Below are 22986 nucleotides of genomic sequence, written 5' to 3'. Positions count from 1 at the left end.
ATTATTCCACAAGACGTTTAATAGTAATACCATCCATTTATTTTTGGATTTATATACCGATTAAAATAATTGAGGTCTTTTGAGATCTGTTTTAATAAGAGATGGTGCTGCACAGCTTAACTGGGAGCTTGAGAAGCTTCTGACCATGACATTACAGGCAATGGCAGCAACGGAGGATGAGATCAAGGCAGAGATGGAAGACCTGTAAATCCCGCTAATTTGCTAGCGCTTTAGCGCATTGTAACTTAAGAAAATCCTGCTTTTTCATTAAAAAGATAAAAAAATTCATAAAAATCATATTTTTACTTGATAAATTCAAGTCTATTGTTTATAATCTTAAGTGGAAATTTTCTTAAAGAGAAAATACTACTCCAAATGAATTTCGCAGAGATGCGATTTACTTATAATTAATTTAAGGAGGATTTTAAGATGTCATACGTTGATGAAGTGCTGGAGATCGTAAAGAAGAAAAATGCTGACCAGCCAGAATTTTTACAGGCAGTAACAGAGGTTCTTGATTCACTTAGACCTTGTATCGATGCAAACGAGGAGCTCTACAGAAAGAATGCGATTCTTGAAAGAATCACAGAGCCGGACAGACAGATCATGTTCAGAGTACCTTGGGTAGATGACAATGGACAGGTTCAGGTAAACAGAGGTTTCCGTGTACAGTTTAACAATTCTATTGGACCATACAAGGGAGGATTAAGACTTCATCCTTCAGTTAATTTAGGTATTATCAAGTTCCTTGGATTTGAGCAGGTATTTAAGAATTCACTGACAACACTTCCAATCGGTGGTGGTAAAGGTGGTTCTGATTTTGATCCTAAGGGCAAATCAGATAGAGAGATCATGCATTCTGCCAGAGCTTTATGACAGAGCTTTGCAAGTACATCGGAGCAGATGTCGATGTTCCTGCTGGTGATATCGGAACAGGCGGAAGAGAGATCGGTTTCTTATTCGGACAGTATAAGAGAATCCGTGGATCCTACGAAGGTGTTCTTACAGGTAAGGGACTTACATATGGTGGATCGCTTGCTCGTACAGAAGCTACAGGATATGGTTTATTATACTTAACAAACGCATTATTAAAGGATCATGGTATTAATATCGCTGGTAAGACTTGTATCGTATCTGGTGCTGGTAACGTTGCAATCTACGCAATCCAGAAGGCACATCAGTTAGGCGCTAAGTGTGTAACATGCTCCGATTCAACAGGTTGGATTTATGATCCGGAAGGAATCGATGTTGACTTACTTAAGGAAGTTAAGGAAGTTAAGAGAGCACGTCTTACAGAGTACGCAGCAGCCAGACCAAGCGCTGAATACCATGAGAAGAAGAACGGCGAGCACGGTGTATGGAATGTTAAGGGTGATATCGCATTACCATGTGCTACTCAGAATGAGTTAGACTTAGACGATGCTAAGGCATTAGTTGCAAATGGTGTTATCTCTGTAACAGAGGGTGCTAATATGCCTACAACATTAGAGGCTACTAAGTACTTACAGGAGAATGGCGTATTATTCGTAGGTGGTAAGGCTGCTAACGCCGGTGGTGTTGCGACATCTGCACTTGAAATGAGCCAGAACTCAGAGAGACTTTCATGGACATTTGAAGAAGTTGACGGCAAGTTAAAGGGAATCATGGAGACAATCTACGCAAACATCAGCGACGCTGCTAAGCGTTACGGTGTAGAAGGCGACTATGTTGCAGGTGCTAACATCGCCGGTTTCGAAAAGGTTGTAGAAGCTATGCTTGCTCAGGGCGTTTGCTAATCAAATGCCGGTCAAAATCTGACGATAATTATTATATAGTAAATGTTAATATAAGATCCCGGAATCGTGATATGCGGTTTCGGGGTTTTCTTTGCGAGAAAACAATTACAGAAAAGAAAATTCAATAACGCTTTATTTCGGAATATGCAGATAAAATCTATAATGATTTTATGGAAAGTTTTTGATTGAATCTATGGATATCTTTTCGTATAATGTAGATATTATATGCTTTTTACATAAAAAAGGAGGATGTTGATATGGGAAGAGATATTGTACTTGCAAAAATAAAAAAAGGTGGAATCACAGCGATTGTCGGCGGAGCGGTGTTAATGCTGATTTTCGGATTGATCACAATAGGTGTGATGTCAGATAATGCAGATGACGGAATGGGTATGATCATTTTATTTGGTTTATTTGCATTATTAGGAATTGTATTTATCATAATGGGGATTCGTAATATTGTAAGACCTGAAAAAACCGGCTATTTGAAAAATAACCCGCAGCTTTTGGAGATGGCCGACCAGTTATATTCGCATATAATATATGAAGACCAATATGTATTGATTTCTGATAAGGTGCTTGCAAATAAGAAACAGCCGACACAGATGACCTGGCTCTGGGATGTATATCTGATTTATCTGCATACTACATCGACGAACTTTATTCCAACCGGAAGTGAATATGTAATCGAAAATCGTTTTCCAAAGAACCGTGTTGCTATTAATGTACTGGCAAGAGGAAAAAAGAGTAAACAGGAGTTGTTGAATGTACTTGCACAGGCATGTCCAAATGCGAGATTTGGATATTCTGATGAGGGACTGGCATATCTTCAGTATATGAGAAATCAGGATCTTAGAAATATTCCGAATACACCTTATTATCAGGGGGTACCGGTGCAGATGCAGGACAATGTGCAGCAGTAATTAGAATATGCAGTAGGAAGATAAAGTATAGATAGAATGTGTAACAAAAGGCAGATAATGTGACAGTAGATCGATACTGCATAGAATAACAGTTTACATAGTGGAGACTTAAGAACAGATAGAAAGCAGGAATTGAGATGGAACGTAAACATGAATATCAGACAAAGAGCAGACAGATGATCCTTGATTATCTGATCCGGAATAAAGATCGTGCCGTTCATGTGTCGGATATTATACAGTATATGGATCAGGAAGAGTGTTCGGTAAACAAGACAACTGTATACCGATATCTGGATAAGCTGGTTGCAGAGAAGACACTGATGAAATATGTGGCTGATAAGGGCGAAAAAGCAGGATATCAGTATGTAGAACAGCCATCCAGATGTCAGAAGCATCTACATCTGCAATGCTCCGAATGTGGAAAGGTCATCCATCTGGACTGTGATTTCATGAAAGAGATATCAGAGCACATTTTGTCTGATCATGGGTTCACACTTTGCTGCAAGGATTCCATTTTATATGGTGTCTGCGACAAATGCAGTAAGAAAGAAAAGAAAGAAATAGAAAAATAAAACCAGATAACAGGAATTTCCATGCTGAAAATTGAATATTTCTGATAATAGGAGTTGACATTGGGGAAAATAATGCTATAATCTGATAATGCAACTTGGTTGCAAATTATATTTTTAGGAATGAGATGGATAGTATGGAATTGTTATTTGATTCGTTTTCAGATGCACTGATCGATAGTGTAAAATTGATACCATTTTTATTAGTGACATATCTGCTGATGGAATGGTTGGAGCAGAGAACAGAAGAAAAGCAGAAGCAATATATGCAGTCTGCCGGTGCGTTTGGTCCGTTGGCAGGTGGAGCACTTGGAATCGTTCCACAGTGTGGATTTTCCTGTGTGGCAGCGAACCTTTACAGTGGTGGTGTGATTACAGCAGGAGTTTTGCTTGCAGTATTTATGTCAACCTCTGATGAGATGCTCCCGATCTTTATTTCGCATACAGTAAATGCCGGTACAATTATTCGTATCCTGCTTACAAAAATGTGCATTGCGGTCGTTACAGGTTATGCAGTCGATCTTGCAAATAAATATATTCGCAGAAGATATCTGGCAGGAAGAAAAACGAAGCGTACAGCGTCTTCAAAAAACGATAATTCTAAAATTACAGACAGTGCAGATGAATCAAAGCATTCTGGATATTCCGTTCAGGCAGCACAGACAGTCAATGCAGAATGTACACATAATAAAGATACTCATACACATAATGGAAAAAGTGTGCATGTGCATGATGAAAAAATTATTCATACCGACGATGAAAAAAGTACACACACACATCATGGACATATCCACTATGATGGTACAGACATAGAAGAAAAACATATCCATGATCTGTGCGAGCAGGAACACTGCAACTGCGAGGACGGAATCTGGATGTCGGCATTAAAGCACACCTTGAAGATTACGGTATTTATCCTGGCGGTATCCTTTGTGTTAAATATTATTATCGGTATCGCAGGGGAAGATGCGATTGGAAGACTTCTTGGTGATGTACCGTTCCTTGGAGAAGCAATGGCGGCACTGATTGGACTGATACCAAACTGCGCACCATCTGTTATTATTACGGAGCTTTATCTGGATGGTATGCTCAGTGCCGGAGCAATGATGTCAGGCCTGCTTGTCAGCGCAGGCGTAGGACTTCTGGTATTGTTCCGTATGAACCGCCACAGATTGAAAGAAAACATTATGGTCGTTGGAACCTTGTATGTTACTAGTGTGTGCTGGGGGTTGTTGATCAATCTGTTGGGTATCACATTTTAAATAGAAAGAACAGCGAGAACAGAAAGAATGGAGCAGAAAACAGCAATAGTTATCGGGGCATCAACAGGAATTGGTGCAGCAACGGCGGAAGCCTTGCACAACAATATAAAAAAATAGCCATAACGTCATTTCGTCATCCGGAAAAGCTGAAAGAGGTTCAACAGAAGATACTTGCGCAGGGCACAGATTGTTATGCAGAGACCGGTGATGCCGGAGATTTTACATTTGTGAAGCAGTTTATAGAACATGTAACCGAACAGTTTGGGGAGAAGATTGATCTGTTGGTCAATAATGCCGGAATTTCTTATGTCGGACTGCTGACGGATATGGATGAAATGGACTGGAAAAGGATTATAGATACGAATATAACGTCAGTATTTAACACATGCCGGCAGGTTGTGCCATACATGGTGCATGCACATAAGGGACGTATTATCAACATTTCATCTGTATGGGGCAATGTTGGAGCCTCCTGTGAGGTAGCGTATTCAGCGACCAAAGGTGCGGTCAATGCATTCACAAAGGCACTTGCGAAGGAACTTGCACCAAGCGGCATAGCGGTAAATGCCATCGCATTTGGTGCAATTGATACTGCGATGAATGGACATCTGTCATTGGAAGAAAAAACCGTTCTGGAAGAGGAGATTCCGTTTGGCAGGATGGCTACAGAGAAAGAAGCCGCAGATTTTATTGTAACGACAGCAAATGCCGGCAGCTATCTGACCGGTCAGGTCCTGACCTTTGATGGTGGCTGGCAGTAGTCTGGTAAACGTTTGCATTTTCCCTAATTTTCTATTGAAAAATTGTTCATATTGCTATAAAATAATCTATGCAAAGTTGCGCAGATATGGGGTAGAGATTATGGGAATAAAGTTTATTAAAAAGAAAAAGAGTGAGGTTGCTGCGGCAAATACATTGGCAGATCTGAGAACGACAGTAGATAAAGATGGCAATGTTGAGATCGTTTCGAAGAATTTTACAATGACAACTAGTCAGCAGCCGAAGAAGGAAGCAGAGGCTTCGGAGTGGACATGTTGGGGCTGCGGACATGTAAACAGTGGAGAAGTTTGTGAGGTCTGTGGGAAAAAACGGGTACAGAAGTGAAAATATATGGAATCGGTTGATTTTTAAAACAGAGAGTATAGATGTGAAAAAGGATTCTTGTATGAAAACATATGAGGATTCTTTTTTATGTCTGGGAAATGGACAAAATACAGGATTGTATATTATATTGGTCTATCATTTGCCGCGGATAAATAAGAAATTGGAAATGCAGGTTGAAATTTAAAAGTACGTTTGGTATACTCATTAGGTGATTTTTAGGTATAATGAAGAATCATAGAAAAGTAATTTTTTTTTGGTGCATTTGTGATGCATGGAACTGGTAGGCTGTTTTAAGAACAATCGGATGTTCCTAGGATGCATTATAGTATATATTAAATGGAGGCCAGAAAATGGGAAAAAAAGTATTGAGATTATTTCTGGAAACAATGCTCAGAGCACTTGTAATTATTCTTGCAATCGGAATAGTTATTATGGGAGCACTGCTTATAAAGACCTTAGTAAAGAATAATTCTCTGAAAGACAGTAAGAAAACAACAAACGGAAAAGAAATTGTAACAGAAGCAGGAGATGAAAATGATCCTACCTTCAAGAATGGAGATGGAGAAAACAGTGGATCAGATGACTCAGACGAATCAGGTTCTGTTGCTTCCACAGATGCGAAGATCCTTGTTATCAATGCGACAGGAACAAGTGGCGTTGCCGGTGCATGGAAGACAGCATTAGAAGGCAAGGGCTATACTTCTGTAGAAGTTGGTACGTATACACAGTCTGCAATTGCAACCTCAAAGGTATGTGTATCCGGTTCATATGATGGAGCAGATCTTGCTGCTGAATTAACTTCGCCGGAGATGTCAACGGTAGATTCCGTAAGCGCATCTGATTGTGATGTATCAATTGATGGATATGATATTATCGTTATTATAGGAACTAGCGATATTAAAAATTAAACAGAACAACTGGAAGAACATGTATTTGTACAGGTTGCCCATACAAAAAACAGGTATTGTCACAGAAGTGTGACAGTACCTGTTTTTTGTTTTAGATGCACATGACTACACTGGAATAAATCGGACATACTATAAAAAACTGTATGAAAGGCGGTTTATATGAAAAATATTGGCGAAGTGATAGAAACATATGCATTGCTTACGGTGGCAGCATTTCTGATGTCGCTTGGGGTTGTCTGGATTTTTAACAGTGAACAGATTGTGCCGGGTGGTGTGACAGGAATTGGAATTATAATTGAGAATTTGACAAAAGGGATGGGAAACGGAGAAACAGGCATACCGGTCTGGCTGAGTAATCTGGTGATCAATATACCTCTTTTTATCTGCGGATATTTTCTATTGGAAAAGAAGAGCATGATAAGGACAGTATATACAACAACCGTTTCAACAGTATTCATGGCGGCTATTCCCACATTTCCGCTTGCAACACAGGATAAACTGCTGAATATGATCCTTGGCGGTGTTATGTTTGGCTGTGCTTATGGGCTGATGTTCCGGCAGAATGCTTCCTCCGGCGGGGTTGATCTGATGGCATTGATCCTGAATCATCTGCGGCATGATATAGGAGCACCATTATTTCTTGGCGGGATCGATCTGGCGATCGTTGTGGCAGGCGGACTGGCATTTGGATTTGAAAATATGCTGTATGCAGTTATTGCGATTGCGATATCGACAAAATTATCCGATGTGATCGTGCAGGGACTCCGGCATGGAAAACTGGTATATATTATTTCTTCCCATTGTGAAGAGATCAAAGCCTGTATCATGAATGAGATTGGAAGAGGTGTGACGGTATTAAATACCAGAGGCGGTTACACGAATGAAGGGCGTGTAATGATTATTTCTGTTTTGTCAAGTAGGCAATTAGTAGAATTAAAAGATAAAATAAGGACAATTGATGAAAATTCTTTTCTCATTGTAGGGCAGGTTACGGAGGTTTTTGGTGAAGGTTTCACAAAATTCTCGCCTTAAAAGTTCTTAAATCGACGCGAATATCGTCAAAATGTTAGTTTTTTTGCGGTCGTATACAAAACAAACAAAACATTAAAATTTTTTTTGGGCAATAATCATATGGTTTAAAGAAGGGGAATGTTGTAAAATGACACTATGTTCAGAACGAATGAATAAATAAAACAATACTATATAATATTTACGGAGGTATTTGCAGAATGGCAAGTTTATCACTTAAGAACATCTATAAGGTATATCCTAACGGATTCAATGCTGTTAAGGATTTCAACCTTGAAATTGAAGATAAGGAGTTCATCATTTTCGTTGGACCTTCAGGATGTGGTAAGTCAACAACTCTTAGAATGATCGCAGGTCTTGAGGATATCAGCTCAGGTGAGTTATGGATCGGCGACAAACTTGTAAATGACGTAGAGCCTAAGGACAGAGATATCGCAATGGTATTCCAGAACTATGCTCTGTATCCACATATGTCAGTATATGACAACATGGCATTCGGACTTAAGTTAAGAAAGGTTCCAAAGGAGAAGATTGACAAGGCTGTTCATGAAGCTGCTAAGATTCTTGATATCGAGCACTTACTTGACAGAAAGCCAAAGGCTTTATCAGGTGGTCAGAGACAGCGTGTAGCTATGGGTCGTGCAATTGTTCGTGAGCCTAAGGTATTCCTTATGGATGAGCCACTTTCAAACCTTGATGCGAAACTTCGTGTACAGATGCGTGTTGAGATTTCCAAGTTACATCAGAGATTACAGACAACTATCATCTATGTTACACATGACCAGACAGAGGCTATGACACTTGGTACAAGAATCGTAGTTATGAAGGATGGTATCATTCAGCAGGTAGATACACCACAGAACTTATACGATAAGCCATGTAACTTATTCGTAGCTGGTTTCATGGGTATGCCACCTATGAACTTCATTGATTGTAAGGTAGTTAAGTCTGGATCAGACATTCTCTTAATGTTCGGTTCACACTCAATCAAAGTTCCAGACAGCAAGGCTGAGAGACTTATCGCACTTGATGCAGTTGATAAGGAAGTTGTTCTTGGTATCCGTCCAGAAGATATCCATGATGAGCAGCTCTTCATCGAGTCCTCACCGGAAAGTGTTATTGATGCAAGAATCAATATCTATGAAATGTTAGGTGCAGAAGTTTACTTATACTTCACAATCGATCAGTTCGATATCACAGCAAGAGTTAATGCTCGTACAACAGCAAGACCTGGTGATACAGTTCAGTTCGCATTTGACTTAAGCAAGATTCATATCTTTGATAAGGAAACAGAGGAAATCTTAGTAAGCTAATAGATGCTACATACTTAATATTTATAAACAAAGAGGGAAAATGCAGAAAATTCTGCATTTTCTCTTTTTTTTTTTGAAATATGTTTTAGAATAGGTATAGTAGTGTATTTTGTTATTCGTATGCTTTCCGGGAGGTTTATCCGTCGGGCAGAATGGATAAGGAAAGAATACAGAATCCGAATATAAGAATAAGGAGTGTAGAATATATGATATCGAACCAGATACTTCAGGATACGATTGATGGATTAAAGAATATTACAAGAACCGATTTATGTGTTCTTGATACAGAAGGTAAAATACTTGCATCAACATTTAAGGATGTCGATGACTGTGAAGAGGCTGTACTCGCATTTGTGGATTCTCCTGCGGAAAGTCAGGCAATCCGTGATTATCAGTTCTTCAAGGTATTTGACGATAACCAGTTAGAGCATATCTTACTTGCAAAGGGTGAGACAGATGATACCTATATGGTAGGTAAGATCGCAGCATTCCAGATCCAGAATCTGTTAGTTGCATACAAGGAGCGTTTTGATAAGGATAACTTTATCAAGAATCTTCTGCTGGATAATCTGTTGCTTGTTGATATTTACAACCGGGCAAAGAAACTGCATATCGATACAGATGTCAGAAGAATCGTATTTATCATTGAAACCAAGAATGAGAAGGATACCAATGCACTTGAGACGGTTCGTAATATTTTTTCAACAAAGACAAAGGATTTTATCACTGCTGTAGATGAGAAGAATATTATTCTTGTAAAGGAAGTAAAGCAGACAGAGTCCTATGATGATATGAATAAGATCGCAAAGGTTGTTGTAGATATGCTGAATACAGAGGTTATGTCTTCTGTTCATGTATCTTATGGTACGATTGTAAATGAGATTAAGGAAGTATCCCGTTCTTATAAAGAAGCAAAGATGGCACTGGATGTAGGAAAGATCTTCTACGAGAACCAGAATATCATCGCATACAGCAATCTGGGAATCGGACGTCTGATCTATCAGCTTCCACTTCCGCTTTGTAAGATGTTTATCCGTGAGATTTTCGATGGCAAGTCACCGGATGAATTCGACGAAGAAACACTTACGACGATTGATAAGTTCTTTGAGAACAGTCTGAATGTATCAGAGACATCCAGACAGTTATACATTCACAGAAATACTCTGGTTTATCGTCTGGATAAGCTTCAGAAGAGTACAGGCCTGGATCTTCGTGTATTTGAGGATGCGATCACATTTAAGATCGCGCTGATGGTTGTAAAATACATGAAGTATATGGAGTCATTAGATTATTAAAGGTAAAAGCTGGTCTCTTTGTAATATATTGTATGCATGATTTACACATATATTTCACATTTAGTTGCTATACTTGCAAATGCAAAGAGAGAGAAAGTACAGACAGTTAAAGTTGAAAGGAAACCATTATGATAGAGTTAGAGAATGTTACTATGACCTACCCGGGTGGTATGACGGCTCTGAAGAATGTTAATATCAATATAGAAAAAGGCGAGTTTGTCTTTATCGTTGGAAGCAGTGGATCTGGTAAAACGACATTGATCAAGCTCTTATTAAAGGAACTAGATCCGACATCCGGTTCTATCCGTGTAGCGGGATATAATTATAAAACGATCAAAAAGAAGAATATCCCAAAGGTCAGAAGAAAGATTGGAGTTGTATTCCAGAACTTCCGACTGTTAAAGGATCGTACCATCTATGAGAATGTCGCATTTGCACAGAGAGTTATACAGACTCCTGCAAGATATATCAGAAGACGAGTACCTGCTATGCTGACGCTGGTAGGACTTGCTGATAAGTACAAGTCATATCCAAAGGAGTTATCCGGTGGTGAACAGCAGAGAGTTGCCATGGCAAGAGCTTTGGTAAATAATCCTGAGATCATCCTTGCCGATGAGCCAACCGGTAACCTGGATCCGAAGAACTCAGAGGATATTATGGAGCTGCTGGACGATATCAATAAACGTGGAACGACAGTTGTTGTAGTTACACATAATAAGGATATCGTAAATGAGATGCGAAAGAGAGTAATCACACTGAAGAAGGGTGTGGTTATCAGCGATGAAAAACAAGGTGGTTATATAGATGAAGATTAGTACATTCTTTTATATCCTGAAACAGGGATTTACAAACATCAGAAGAAATATATTGTTCTCCCTTGCATCCATCGGTACAATTATTTCGTGTTTGTTTATATTTGGTATTGTATATGCAGTTGTTGTTAACTTCCAGTCCGGAATGCAGGATCTGGAGAACAACGTAACGATATCTATCTTTTTTGATGAAGATATTCCGGATGAAACGGTTCAGTTGATCGGAGAGCAGATCCGTGTTCTCGATTATGTGAACACAATGGATTTTATCAGTGCAGATGAAGCATTTGATAAATTCTGTGAGCAGAACTATGATGATCCGAAAGCAGCAAAAGCAGCTTTTGGTGATGACAATCCGTTAAAGAATTCTGCTTCTTATGAGGTAACATTGAAGGATGTATCCAAACAGGCTGAATTTGTAGCATTTGCAAAGGGACTGGACGGTGTAAGAAATGTCAGAAGCTCAGAGGTAACGGCTGATAGTATTTCGACATTATCATCACTGGTCGGTTATGCTTCCGTCGGTATCGTTGTGATACTGATGCTGGTATCTATCTTCCTGATCAGTAATACGATCACGATCGGTATTACCGTTCGTAAGGAAGAAATTGCGATCATGAAGCTGATCGGTGCAACAAACTTTTTTGTACGTGCACCGTTCATAATAGAAGGTATTATTATCGGAGCAGTCGGTTCTGTTATTCCGCTTTATCTGTTATATATTATGTATCAGAAGATTCTGGAATATGTGGCAGGACGATTTGCAGTTCTGACATCAGTATTTGCATTTGTAAGCAAAGAGGAACTGTTCCGTACGATGGTACCGGTAGGCTTAATACTTGGTATAGGTGTAGGTTTGTTTGGTAGTTTGATCACTACCAGAAAACATTTGAAGGTTTAAGGGAGGTTTTATTTTGAAGAAATTTCAGATTCCATTGATGAAGAAATTCAAAAAGACAGCAATTGTTGTTGTATGTGCGGTTACACTTGCGGCAATACCGCCGGTTTCCAATGTCTCGGCAACTACCATGCAGGAGGCACAGGACAGCAAGAATGAAGCTGAGGGAAATAAAAAAGATGCACAGAATGTGCTGGACGGTCTGCAGGAGAGACAGAACCAGTTGATCAGTGATGTTGAAGTGCTTGATAAACAGGTTTCTGATATTCAGACAAAGATCACTGCAAAAGAGGAAGAAGAAGATCAGTTGAATACTGAGATCGATGATACAAAGAAAAAGCTTGCAGAAGCCCAGGTTGAGGAAGATAATCAGTATGCAGCAATGATGAAGCGTATTCAGTATCTTTATGAAAACGGAGAGGTAGAATACATAGACACACTGATGTCATCTGCTTCCTTTACAGATATGCTGAATAAATCAGAATATGTTGAGCAGATATCAAGCTATGACCAGAAACAGTTAAATGCATTGATTCAGACCAGACAGGATATTCAGGATTACGAAGCAACACTGGAAAAAGACCTGAAAGAGGTTGAGAGTGTTAAGGCTGATCTTGAAATTGAAAGAGATAATCTGAATACAACAATTACAGAGAAGAATAATAAGATCGCAGAGTATTCCAAGGATATTGACGCTCAGACAGCTATGGTTGAACAGTATCAGAAAGAGATTGATGCAGCAGATGCAGAGATGGCAGCCATTCAGAAGCGACTGGATGAGCAGCGTGCAGCACAGCAGCAGAGTGGTGGCAGCAGCGGAAGCAGTGAGCCACAGTACTATACACCAAGCGGTGGTTCTTATATGTGGCCTGCTACACAGGGAAGCCGGATCAGTTCTTACTTCGGACCAAGATCTTCACCTACAGCAGGTGCAAGTTCGAACCATAAGGGAATTGATATTCCATGTCCAACCGGTAGTGATATTGTTGCATCAGCAGCAGGTACAGTTGTTGTATCACAGTACAGCTCATCTGCAGGATACTACATCATGATCGATCATGGAAATGGTGTATCGACAGTATATATGCATAATTCCCAGTTGGTTGTCAGTGTAGGACAGAGTGTTGAACAGGGACAGGTAATTGCCAAGGCAGGAAGTACCGGATACAGTACAGGTTCCCATTGCCATTTTGGAGTTATGATCAATGGATCTTATGTAAATCCACTGGATTACCTGTAAAAAGACAGAAAGTTGGGATTCATACAAGTATGATAACCAGTCAGAATTGTAAGATTTTACAGAATTACACATAGGATAAAACAACAGACAGATCGGGTGAAAGCTGGATTTGTCTGTTGTCGTTTATAAAAGGAAATTTTCGGGAGATATTCAAAAAAGCTAACATGATACAAATGAATATGAATGATTATTTCTAAGAATATGAAAGGATGCAAAATGCGCGATGCGCATTGCAAAAGGTAAAATGAAGCATAATTTTAAGAAATGGATTCTTGGTGCGGCAGTTATAGCCGGATGTGCGGGAATGATGGGATGCTCCTTTACGAAGGACAATACAAAAAGCGGCGATTTGAATACGGATGCCGGAAAACGGCATGATAATCTGGAATACAATGGTTCTGTTGTGGATGAAGATACACTGGAGAAGCTTGCAAGTCTGGAGACGATCATTGATCAGTCGTATTATTTTGACACATCGGATGAGGATATGCAGAATGGTCTGTATGCCGGGCTGATCGAGGCATTGGATGATCCATATGCAAAATATTATACCCCAGAGGAATTTGCAAAATTGCAGGAAGACAGTTCCGGAGAATATGCGGGCATCGGTGTTGTTGTGAGACAGGATGAAGATACTGGATATGCAATCGCAGTCAGCATTACAGAAGATTCCCCGGCATCAGAAGCTGATATTAAGCCGGATGATCTGATCTGTAAGATCGATGATTATGAGATTCAGGAATCTGATGATCTGGACTATCTGGTTACAAAGATCCGTGGAGAAGAAGGTACGGATGTCACTCTTGAGATCTACAGACCAAGCGAACGGAAGTACCATACAGTAACCCTTACAAGAAGAAAACTGGAAAACAGTACCGTTTCTTATTTTATGGCAGATACAGATAAGAAGATCGGCTATGTTCGTGTAACACAGTTTGTTGCGAATACAGGTGATTTGTTCAGAAAAGCAGTAGAAGATCTGAAATCACAGGGAATGACAGCACTGATGATAGATCTCCGTTCCGATCCGGGCGGAATGTTATCAACGGTTGTTGATATGTGTGATTATCTGCTTCCTGCCGGTAAGATCGTATATCAGGAAGATAAGAATGGAAATGTCTTATCAACGTATGAGTCTACGGATGAAGAGCAGCTAGATCTACCGATGGTAGTGCTCGTAAACGGAGAAAGTGCAAGCGCATCCGAGATCATGACAGCGGCATTAAAAGAATATGGCGTAGCAACGATTGTTGGCGAGAACACATATGGCAAGGGAATCGTACAGTCGGTTATTCCGCTTTCTGATGGCTCAGCAATAAAGCTTACAACTGCCAAATATTTCACACCAAATGGAAATGATATTCACAAGAAGGGTGTAGCACCGGATATCGAAGTAGAACTTCCGGAGGATTATGTTTCCGATGATTTCCAGGGCGAGAAAGATACACAGTACCAGAAGGGGCTGGAAGTCCTGCGCGGGAACGTAAAATAGAGTAGGATTAGGTGTAGAAAATAGAGTAATTACATGGTATAATATGCGTAAGCATTGAGCCGTGCCAAAACAAACTCTGATGATTCGGCTGCTTGCAGACGAAAGCATTAGAGTTTATTTTGATAGGGCGAAAGCCCGACAACGAGGAAATACGAAGTATTTGCGAGTGGCACGGCGAAAAAGAAAACCCGTGCGAGGGAGAAAATACGAAGTATTTGCGAGTGTGCACGGCAAAAAAGAAAACCCGTGCGAGGGAGGAAATACGAAGTATTTGCGAGTGGCACGGTTAAGAAAAATAAAGGAGAAACTTTCATGAATAAGGAATTGATTATCGTACTGGACTTTGGTGGACAGTACAATCAGCTTATTGCACGAAGGGTCAGAGAATGTAATGTTTATGCAGAAGTACATCCGTACACTATGAGCATTGACGAGATCAAGAAGATGAACCCGAAAGGCATTATTTTCACCGGTGGACCGAATAGTGTATACAAGGCTGATTCACCAAGTTACAGCAAGGAAATTTTTGAACTGGGTATTCCAATCCTTGGAATCTGTTATGGTTCACAGTTGATGGCACATGTGCTCGGTGGCAAGGTAGCAACTGCTCCGGTCAGTGAATATGGCAGAACTGAGGTAACAGTGGATAAGAATTCCATTTTGTTTAAAGATGTAAATAAATCAACAATCTGCTGGATGAGTCATACCGACTATATCGCAGAAGCACCAGAAGGATTTGTATCAACTGCAACGACTCCAAACTGTCCATTTGCGGCAATGGAAAATGCAGAGAAGAATTTATATGCAACACAGTTCCATCCAGAGGTTATGCACACAGAAGAGGGAATGAAGATGCTTCGTGCATTTGTCATGGATGTATGTAAATGCTCCGGTGACTGGAAGATGGATTCTTTCGTTGAAGATACGATCAAGAGTCTGCGTGAGAAGATTGGAAATGGCAAGGTGCTCTGTGCATTATCCGGTGGTGTAGATTCGTCGGTTGCAGCCGTTCTGTTATCCAAGGCAGTTGGTAAGCAGCTTACCTGTGTATTTGTCGATCAGGGACTTCTTCGTAAGAACGAGGGTGATGAGGTCGAGGCAGTATTTGGTCCGGACGGTCCATATGATCTGAACTTCATCCGTGTAAATGCGCAGGATCGTTTCTACCAGAAACTTGCAGGAGTTGTTGAACCGGAAGCAAAACGTAAGATCATCGGTGAAGAATTTATCCGTGTATTTGAGGAAGAAGCAAAGAAGATCGGCGCTGTCGACTTCTTGGTACAGGGAACAATTTACCCTGATGTGATCGAATCCGGTCTCGGAAAATCTGCAACGATCAAGAGTCACCACAACGTAGGCGGACTTCCGGATTATGTTGATTTCAAAGAAATTGTTGAACCGCTTCGTCTCCTGTTCAAGGACGAGGTTCGTAAAGCGGGTCGTGAGCTTGGTATCCCAGAGTATCTGGTAAGCCGTCAGCCATTCCCAGGTCCGGGTCTTGGAATCCGTATCGTTGGGGAAGTAACTGCTGAGAAGGTTAAGATCGTTCAGGATGCTGACTATATCTACCGTGAGGAGATTGCAAAAGCAGGTCTTGATAAAGGACTTGGACAGTATTTTGCAGCTCTTACCAACATGCGTTCTGTTGGTGTTATGGGCGATGAACGTACCTACGACTATGCAGTTGCACTTCGGGCCGTATGCACCAGCGATTTCATGACTGCTGACTGCGCGGATATTCCGTTTGAAGTATTGCAGAGAGTAATGACAAGAATTATTAATGAAGTGAAGGGTGTCAATCGAGTAATGTATGATCTGACGAGTAAGCCACCTGGAACGATTGAGTTTGAATAAACAAAAATGCTTAGTAAATCCAGCGTTTATGCGGGTTTGCGGTACTTTTAAAAGTCTTTTGATAACAATTTGATAACGGTTGCATAAGAGCCAATATTCTTGTAATCCAGTGGTTTTCGGGTTAGAGAATGATTGACAGGTGGTTGTGCAACAAAGAAATCCATATTATTTAGAAAGCCCTTAGCTGTGGGTAAAAACTCATGGCTAAGGGCTTTTTGTCATGCTTATTTATTTTTTTGCTGACGCTTTATAAGAATATCCATCAACTCGATATCATTATGGGGTAATTCATCATCTTCAAATTCACCTAAATAAGTTACATCATGATATTTTTGACCATCATATTCGTAACCAGTGTAAGGATACCCCCTATCTGTTGTTCCGTGATATTCTTTGAACTCTTGTTTGGCTTCTTCGGCGGTGAAAGTGCTTGAATCGAAATAGATACCTTCTTTTTCTTTAGCCCAACCCATTTTTGTTGCCTTAAACAGATGCTTCATAGATGTTCCTCCTTTAAAGAATTTATTAGAGCGTCGCTAAGTGCCTGTGATGGGACTTTTGCCCATGTTTGCGTAGTATCAAATTCTGGGTAGTGGTAACGCCACTCATTGTATTTGTCTTTACTGATTTCCTCAGAAGATAGCTTGTCAGCCTGTTCTTTCCAGGCATACAGCATTTTCTGGAGTTCGTGAGCATCTTTGCCTTTGGAAGTATCGACTTTCAGACAGATTTCTCCGTCTGATTCACTGACAGTCAGACCGTACAAATCTTCAAGGGTAAATAAAGTGTGCATCAGTCCGATATAGCTGTCAATGTCAGGCACATCGAGGGCATGAGGGGAAACATCCAGAGCCTGTGCCAGTGCAGCAGTAAGTTCCGCCTCGGTTTTCTTGTTCCTGTTTCGTATTGTGCTAAACGTACATCGGCACTTCGCTCAGGAAAGCCGACAATCGTACCAAGATATTTTTGTGTCATCCCACGCAGAATGCGGAAAAAATGGATTCTCTCTCCAATCGCCATAACGTGTCCACTCCTTGTATGTATTTTACAATGAGTATAGCAGATATGTTTAGGAGAAGTCAAGATAATACAAAACAAAAAAGTTTAATATTTTCCGAAAAGCCACTTGACACAAGCAAATATGCTTAGTATAATAAGTTCGAATTAAGCAAATAAGTTTAATAAAAACAAAATGACCGTCCGAACAGTATAAACCGCCAAGACCTTGCCAGACGGCAAGCGAGCGCCTGATCTATTACGGTATATCGGGACAGCACAGTGCCGAACAGGGAATACCTGCTGGAACTTCATTCGGATAGAACGGCAATCAAAAACGAAAGAAAGGACTGATTATATGAAAAACAGATTTATTTGTGCCGAAGAAGTGGCACAGGAACTAAGCGTATCAAAGCCGTATGCTTACAAGCTAATCCGTCAGTTGAATGAGGAACTGAAAGAAAAAGGCTTTATTACTATTTCAGGACGGGTAAACCGCCAGTATTTCTATGAAAGGCTCTACGGAACAGGAAATCCCCAAGGGGATACCACTATGTCCTACAAGGCAGGACAGGAATAAGGAAAGGAGGATGAATAATGCCGGTATTCAAGAACGAGAGCAATGGAACATGGTATGTGATGGCGAGATATGTCAACTGGAAAGGCGAGCGTAAGCAGAAATGCAAGCGTGGATTTTCTACCAAGAAAGAAGCACAGGAATGGGAGCGAATGTTTCAGTTGCAGAACTCCTCTGATATGGATATGAGTTTTGAAGCTTTTACCGAACTGTATATCCGGGATATGAAAAGCCGTCTGAAGGAGAATACATGGCTGACAAAGGAGCATATCATCCGCACAAAGATTTTACCTTATTTCGGCAAGTTGAAAATCAGCGAGATTTCTACAAAAGAGGTTATCGCATGGCAGAATGAGATGCTTGCCTATCGGGACGAAAAGAAAAAGCCATACTCACAGACCTATCTGAAAACGCTGCACAATCAGTTGTCCGCTATCTTCAATCATGCGGTGCGGTATTATGAGCTGCGTTCCAATCCAGCCGCTAAAGCGGGAAATATGGGAAGTGAGGAACACAAGGAAATGCTGTTCTGGACGAAAGAAGAATACAAGAAATTCTCATTTGAGATGATGGACAAGCCTGTTTCCTTTTACGCTTTTGAAATGCTCTACTGGTGCGGCATCCGTGAAGGAGAACTGCTGGCACTGACCGCCGCTGATTTCGATTTTGAGAAAGAAACGGTCAGAATCAATAAGTCCTATCAGCGATTACACGGCGAAGATGTGATTACCACACCGAAAACAAAGAAAAGTAACCGCATCATCAAAATGCCGAAGTTCCTATGTGAAGAAATGCAGGAATATTTGCAGATGCTTTACGGATTGAAGAAGAAAGACCGAATCTTTACAGTCACAAAAAGTTATCTTCATCACGAGATGGACAGAGGTGCGAAAGCCGCAGGCGTAAAACGAATCCGTATCCATGATTTACGGCACAGCCACATCAGCCTGTTGATTGATATGGGATTTTCAGCGGTGGCGATTGCAGACCGTGTAGGGCATGAAAGCATTGACATCACTTACCAGTACGCTCATCTGTTCCCGTCAAAGCAAACGGAAATGGCAGATAGATTAGACGATTTAGGGAAAGGAGAGATTGAAAATGTCAGCTAAGAACAGAGATAACAAAAACCGTTGGAGAAACATCACAGTAGGGTTTCGGGTATCGCCCGAAGAAAATGAACTCATTAACAAGGCAGTTGCCTTATCGGGACTGCCAAAGCAGGAATACTGTTACCGCCGCTGTCTGAATCAGGATGTAGTGGTACAGGGCAATCCCAGAATATTCAAGGCACTTAAAACGGAACTTGCCACTGTGCTCACAGAATTAAAGCGGATTGAAGCAGGAAACGGTGTGGATGAAGAACTGCTGAATGTCATTGAACTGATCGCTGTTATTATGGGCGGTCTGAAAGGAGAGGACGAGGATGGAAAATAAAAAAGAAAAGACTGCCCCGGATGTATCTGTTGGCGCAGATACGGAGCAGCCAATTCGTAAAAACACTACAAGTAGTATATCCGAGAATGGTGGAAATATCAAGAGTTTTGAGGAATTGCAGAGAGAAATGCAGTTGCGATCAGACCCGTCCTATCTCCAGACAATCTCCATGAATGAACTGTTTGACACACAGTATCGGAGTAAGCAGCCGTTGATTGACGGTCTGCTCTACCCCGGCACTTATATCTTTGCAGGTTCGCCCAAACTGGGGAAGAGCTTTCTGATGGCACAGCTTGCCTACCATGTCAGCACAGGTACACCGCTTTGGAATTATACCACCCGAAAAGGAACGGTGCTGTATCTGGCACTTGAGGACGATTACCGCCGCTTGCAGGAGCGTCTGTACCGGATGTTCGGGACAGAAAGTACCGATAATCTTTACTTCTCTGTTTCTGCCAGCCAGCTTGGAAATGGACTGGATGAACAGCTTGTAAGATTTGTGGCAGAGCATAAGGACACGAAGCTGATTATCATTGATACGCTTCAGAAAGTGCGTGAGGTTGGCGGCGATAATTACAGTTATGCAAATGATTATCAGATTATGGCAAGACTGAAAAGTTTTGCGGATGCTCACGGACTTTGCTTACTGCTCGTACACCACACGAGAAAGCAGAATGCGGATGATAAGTTTGACATGATTTCCGGGACAAGCGGACTGCTTGGGGCGGCAGACGGAGCGTTTCTTCTTCAGAAAGAAAAACGGACAGGCAATGCCGCAACACTGGAAGTATCGGGCAGAGATCAGCAAGACCAGAAGCTGTATCTTATCCGCAATACAGAAACATTGTTGTGGGATTTGCAAAAGGCAGAAACGGAATTATGGAAAGAACCGCCAGAGCCGTTACTGGATGAGATTGCGGAGCTTGTTATGAAAGACAATCCTTATTGGGAGGGTTCTCCAACGGCACTTGTTGCACTGATAAATGTGGACATTCAACCTCATGTTATTACAAGAAAGCTGAATGTTCTTGCAGGAAGGTTGTATGCAGAGCATGGGATTCTCTTTCGGAGTGAGCGTGTCCATGAGGGACGGAAACTAAGGCTCTGGAAAGACAATACAGAGAATGCGTGACAGTACGTGACGGTTGTGACGGTATTTTTGACAGCGGGGCGGTATCAAAATAACCGTCACGACTGTCACATACCGTCACGGAAAGGATGGATAAGATGGGAAATGTGCAAATATCACAGGAATTATTTATGCAGTTGCTCCGCTTTCACTTGGTTGAAGATGGGAGCTGTGAGAAAGAAATCAAGCAGGGATTGGAGAAAAAACTGGACAGAATGGTCATGCGTGACCTGTATGGAAAATTTAAAACTGCTCCGACAGAGGAAGAACGGGAACGGGCGAGAAAAGAGTATCTGGACAGACGTGGAGTGCCGGAGAGTTTCCGATGGTAATTCTTCCTTGGTGATAAGAACAGGAGCGTGGCACGCCCCTGTTAAGCATAGACAAGGAGAAATCTGGAAAGGAGAATCATGCAATGAGAGAAGGAAGATTAGGTTATAACTGTGAAAATGGAAGATATGGATTGCTGTCAATGGACTTATGGATTGATACGGGATTTCACTGCGGAGAGTGTATGGAAGTTCTGGTAGATGATCAGTGGGTAAAGACCAGGATGGAAATGAATCTGGCGAGGGAATGGTATCTGGTGGGAACGCCCTATTGCGGTGATCTGGAGTATGTACGGGCAAGGATACCGGAATAAATCAGACAGAAAAGTAAAGAATCGGTTTGGTGTCAGGGATAAAAAATAAGCCCGGATACGGGCAAATAAAAAGGGCGGATACGCCCAAAATAAAAAGTCCAAGCCGGAACATGACAGAGGAAGATAGCACCTTATAAAGCCCTCGGCGTTTGAGAGCGAAATACACCCATCGCACAAACTTCGTTTATGCTCTGTGTATTTCGCCCTTGCAGGGGGCAACCGCCGACAGGCGGATAGTTCGTAAACAGGTGCCTATGCACCTACTCACAGCAAAGTAGGCGAGAGCCGGAAAGGAGAATGCTTATAGGCAGACATTCATTTATCAGACAAAACAAGCTGTCTGATGTGGCAGGAAGAATTGACTATATTTCCAATCCGAAAAGACAGGAACATCTCTATGCTACCTATCAGACGGAAGGAGCAACATCAGAGTTCTGGAAAAATCTTGCCAGAGAGAATCAGTTGGATTTTAAGGCAAGCGGAACAGCAGGGAAATGTATTGAAGGACGAGAGTTTATCATTGCACTTCCAGAAAGTTTTGTTGAGTACAAGGCAGATGATGTAGTAAGGCTTTTCACGGACAGCTTTCATAAAAGGTATGGTGTAGAATGTAGTGTGGCACTTCACCATAACAAAAGAATGACCAATTACCATATCCATCTTGTATTCAGCGAACGGAAAATGCTGGAACATCCCGAAGTGAAAATTGCTATCAGAAATATGTTTTATGATGAGCAGGGAAAGCACAGACGCACGAAGAAAGAGATTTTAGATGAGCAGGGAAATCTTCGGGTAGGATGCAGCATTATTCCCAAAGGGGAAGTTTATGAGAGCCATATTTTTACGAAGAAAGATGAATGGTTTAAGAACGATGCTTTTACCAGAGAAGTGAAGGAAATGTTTACGGAAATCATCAACAGTCATGTGAAAGAAGAATCCGAAAAGCTGTCTGTATTTCAGCAGGGCGGTGTGTATCTGGCAACGAAGAAAATCGGGAAGAATAATCCGAAAGAAGCAGAAATACGGGCAGATAATGCGGCAAGGCAGGAATGGAATCGGACGGTTGATGTGGCATTAGTCGAGGGCGTTCCCGAAGAAGATATTTTAACGGTCAAGCGGGAAAAAATCACTGACAAAACGCTGCAATCAATAAGGACACATGGTTGGCTGCCGGATATGTTTCAGCAGATTATCCGTGGTGCGAAAGACTTCTTACAGGAAATGATTTTCAAATTTAAGCTGCCGCCAAAGCCAGTACCGAAGATTGATTTACAGGAATGGAATGATATGCGGAAGCTGATGGAGAAACTTCAGAAGCAGTCACAGGCGATGAAGTCCACGCAACAGGAGCTTTCCTTGTTGAAGAAACAGCTTTCCGAGACAACAGGATTTTTCAAAGGAAAAGTACGGAAATCCTTAGAGGGCAAAATTGAACAGGCAGAGAAACAGGAAAAACGTATTCATACAGATATGGAACAGATGGTAACACAGGCAGGATATCCAGATGTTCAGTCCTTTGCAAAGACGTATCAGAAATCGGAAAAACTGGTCAGGGAATATAATGAGGAGCTGCGAGCATGGGAAAATCAGACAGAGCAGAAGAAAGAGCCGTCATCAGAACCGCCGAAAAAGGCAAGCATACGGGAAAAATTGCACCGCTATCAGCAGGAAAGCAGACAGCAGCCGAAACGGTCAGTTAAAAAGAAATCTATGGATAGAGAACGATAAGA

General features: G+C 41.3%; 22 protein-coding genes and 3 pseudogenes. 23 read left to right on the top strand and 2 right to left on the bottom strand.

Annotated elements, in window-relative coordinates; all coding sequences use genetic code 11:
- Window positions 1-79 precede the first annotated feature (79 nt).
- From DXA07_RS12105 to guaA, 16 genes and pseudogenes are all read left to right on the top strand, one after another.
- Window positions 80-208: a hypothetical protein gene (locus DXA07_RS12105; RefSeq protein ID WP_348980829.1), complete on the top strand. Its 129-nt coding sequence runs from the start codon at window positions 80-82 to the stop codon at window positions 206-208.
- 221 nt (window positions 209-429) lie between these two features.
- Window positions 430-1775, top strand: a pseudogene (gene gdhA, locus DXA07_RS12100) (NADP-specific glutamate dehydrogenase).
- A gap of 257 nt (window positions 1776-2032) precedes the next feature.
- Window positions 2033-2698 carry a phage holin family protein gene (locus tag DXA07_RS12095; RefSeq protein ID WP_117822191.1) on the top strand — a complete coding sequence of 222 codons (666 nt, stop codon included), beginning with the start codon at window positions 2033-2035 and terminating at the stop codon, window positions 2696-2698.
- 137 nt (window positions 2699-2835) lie between these two features.
- Window positions 2836-3270, top strand: a complete 435-nt coding sequence (locus DXA07_RS12090) for a transcriptional repressor (protein WP_118484765.1) — start codon at window positions 2836-2838, stop codon at window positions 3268-3270.
- A 134-nt stretch (window positions 3271-3404) separates the two neighbouring features.
- The gene (locus DXA07_RS12085; RefSeq protein WP_226801056.1) at window positions 3405-4529 is read left to right on the top strand and encodes a putative manganese transporter; all 1125 of its coding nucleotides are present in this window, start codon (window positions 3405-3407) and stop codon (window positions 4527-4529) included.
- A gap of 27 nt (window positions 4530-4556) precedes the next feature.
- Window positions 4557-5290, top strand: a pseudogene (locus DXA07_RS12080) (SDR family NAD(P)-dependent oxidoreductase).
- Between the two features lie 100 nt (window positions 5291-5390).
- A complete protein-coding gene (locus tag DXA07_RS12075; RefSeq protein ID WP_117808322.1) occupies window positions 5391-5633 on the top strand; it encodes a hypothetical protein in 243 nt (80 codons plus the stop codon).
- Window positions 5634-5983: 350 nt separating this feature from the next.
- On the top strand, window positions 5984-6541 hold the full coding sequence (locus DXA07_RS12065; RefSeq protein ID WP_021943140.1) for a LytR C-terminal domain-containing protein: 558 nt from the start codon (window positions 5984-5986) through the stop codon (window positions 6539-6541).
- Between the two features lie 159 nt (window positions 6542-6700).
- The gene (locus DXA07_RS12060; RefSeq protein WP_118484761.1) at window positions 6701-7573 is read left to right on the top strand and encodes a YitT family protein; all 873 of its coding nucleotides are present in this window, start codon (window positions 6701-6703) and stop codon (window positions 7571-7573) included.
- 197 nt (window positions 7574-7770) lie between these two features.
- Complete coding sequence (gene ugpC / locus DXA07_RS12055) at window positions 7771-8883, top strand: sn-glycerol-3-phosphate ABC transporter ATP-binding protein UgpC (protein WP_021943138.1); 1113 nt, start codon at window positions 7771-7773, stop codon at window positions 8881-8883.
- Window positions 8884-9089: 206 nt separating this feature from the next.
- Window positions 9090-10178 carry a helix-turn-helix domain-containing protein gene (locus DXA07_RS12050; protein ID WP_021943137.1) on the top strand — a complete coding sequence of 363 codons (1089 nt, stop codon included), beginning with the start codon at window positions 9090-9092 and terminating at the stop codon, window positions 10176-10178.
- Between the two features lie 128 nt (window positions 10179-10306).
- Entirely contained in the window at window positions 10307-10993 is a 687-nt protein-coding gene (gene ftsE, locus DXA07_RS12045; RefSeq protein WP_021943136.1) for a cell division ATP-binding protein FtsE, read from the top strand.
- Complete coding sequence (ftsX, locus tag DXA07_RS12040) at window positions 10983-11891, top strand: permease-like cell division protein FtsX (protein WP_021943135.1); 909 nt, start codon at window positions 10983-10985, stop codon at window positions 11889-11891. Before ftsE ends, ftsX begins: the two co-directional genes overlap by 11 nt.
- Before the next feature lie 13 nt (window positions 11892-11904).
- Window positions 11905-13128 (top strand): peptidoglycan DD-metalloendopeptidase family protein, encoded by a 1224-nt coding sequence (locus tag DXA07_RS12035; RefSeq protein WP_243013972.1) that lies wholly within the window; start codon window positions 11905-11907, stop codon window positions 13126-13128.
- Between the two features lie 223 nt (window positions 13129-13351).
- Entirely contained in the window at window positions 13352-14620 is a 1269-nt protein-coding gene (locus tag DXA07_RS12030; RefSeq protein WP_243015451.1) for a S41 family peptidase, read from the top strand.
- A 312-nt stretch (window positions 14621-14932) separates the two neighbouring features.
- Window positions 14933-16474 (top strand): glutamine-hydrolyzing GMP synthase, encoded by a 1542-nt coding sequence (gene guaA / locus DXA07_RS12020; protein ID WP_044944527.1) that lies wholly within the window; start codon window positions 14933-14935, stop codon window positions 16472-16474.
- Between the two features lie 224 nt (window positions 16475-16698).
- On the opposite strand, the gene DXA07_RS12015 is transcribed toward guaA, so the two are convergent.
- Window positions 16699-16974, bottom strand: coding sequence for a hypothetical protein (locus DXA07_RS12015; protein WP_117942769.1), 276 nt, complete (start codon window positions 16972-16974; stop codon window positions 16699-16701).
- Window positions 16971-17494 (bottom strand): annotated as a pseudogene (locus DXA07_RS12010) (helix-turn-helix transcriptional regulator). Before DXA07_RS12010 ends, DXA07_RS12015 begins: the two are co-directional and overlap by 4 nt.
- Window positions 17495-17828: 334 nt before the next feature.
- On the opposite strand from DXA07_RS12010, the gene DXA07_RS12005 reads away from it, so the two are divergent.
- The 7 genes from DXA07_RS12005 (at window position 17829) to DXA07_RS11975 (ending at window position 22984) form a co-directional block, all read left to right on the top strand.
- Window positions 17829-18050 (top strand): LysR family transcriptional regulator, encoded by a 222-nt coding sequence (locus tag DXA07_RS12005; RefSeq protein ID WP_117942771.1) that lies wholly within the window; start codon window positions 17829-17831, stop codon window positions 18048-18050.
- Window positions 18051-18067: 17 nt separating this feature from the next.
- Window positions 18068-19159, top strand: a complete 1092-nt coding sequence (locus DXA07_RS12000) for a site-specific integrase (protein ID WP_117739262.1) — start codon at window positions 18068-18070, stop codon at window positions 19157-19159.
- Window positions 19149-19484 (top strand): hypothetical protein, encoded by a 336-nt coding sequence (locus tag DXA07_RS11995; protein ID WP_015540715.1) that lies wholly within the window; start codon window positions 19149-19151, stop codon window positions 19482-19484. The genes DXA07_RS12000 and DXA07_RS11995 overlap by 11 nt, the downstream gene beginning before the upstream one ends.
- The gene (locus tag DXA07_RS11990) at window positions 19474-20616 is read left to right on the top strand and encodes a helicase RepA family protein (protein WP_118484757.1); all 1143 of its coding nucleotides are present in this window, start codon (window positions 19474-19476) and stop codon (window positions 20614-20616) included. Before DXA07_RS11995 ends, DXA07_RS11990 begins: the two co-directional genes overlap by 11 nt.
- A gap of 95 nt (window positions 20617-20711) precedes the next feature.
- Window positions 20712-20945, top strand: coding sequence for a hypothetical protein (locus DXA07_RS11985; protein WP_015540717.1), 234 nt, complete (start codon window positions 20712-20714; stop codon window positions 20943-20945).
- Between the two features lie 83 nt (window positions 20946-21028).
- Window positions 21029-21256 (top strand): DUF5348 domain-containing protein, encoded by a 228-nt coding sequence (locus DXA07_RS11980; protein WP_015540718.1) that lies wholly within the window; start codon window positions 21029-21031, stop codon window positions 21254-21256.
- Window positions 21257-21553: 297 nt separating this feature from the next.
- Window positions 21554-22984 (top strand): MobA/MobL family protein, encoded by a 1431-nt coding sequence (locus tag DXA07_RS11975; RefSeq protein ID WP_117942772.1) that lies wholly within the window; start codon window positions 21554-21556, stop codon window positions 22982-22984.
- Window positions 22985-22986: the final 2 nt, after the last annotated feature.

Origin of the sequence: Clostridium sp. AM54-37XD (genome assembly GCF_003478225.1) — a bacterium.
Classification (GTDB): Bacteria; Bacillota; Clostridia; order Lachnospirales; family Lachnospiraceae; genus Coprococcus; species Coprococcus ammoniilyticus.
The sequence above is the reverse complement of the archived record's forward strand: the minus strand, read 5'-3'. Positions and strand labels throughout refer to the sequence as shown.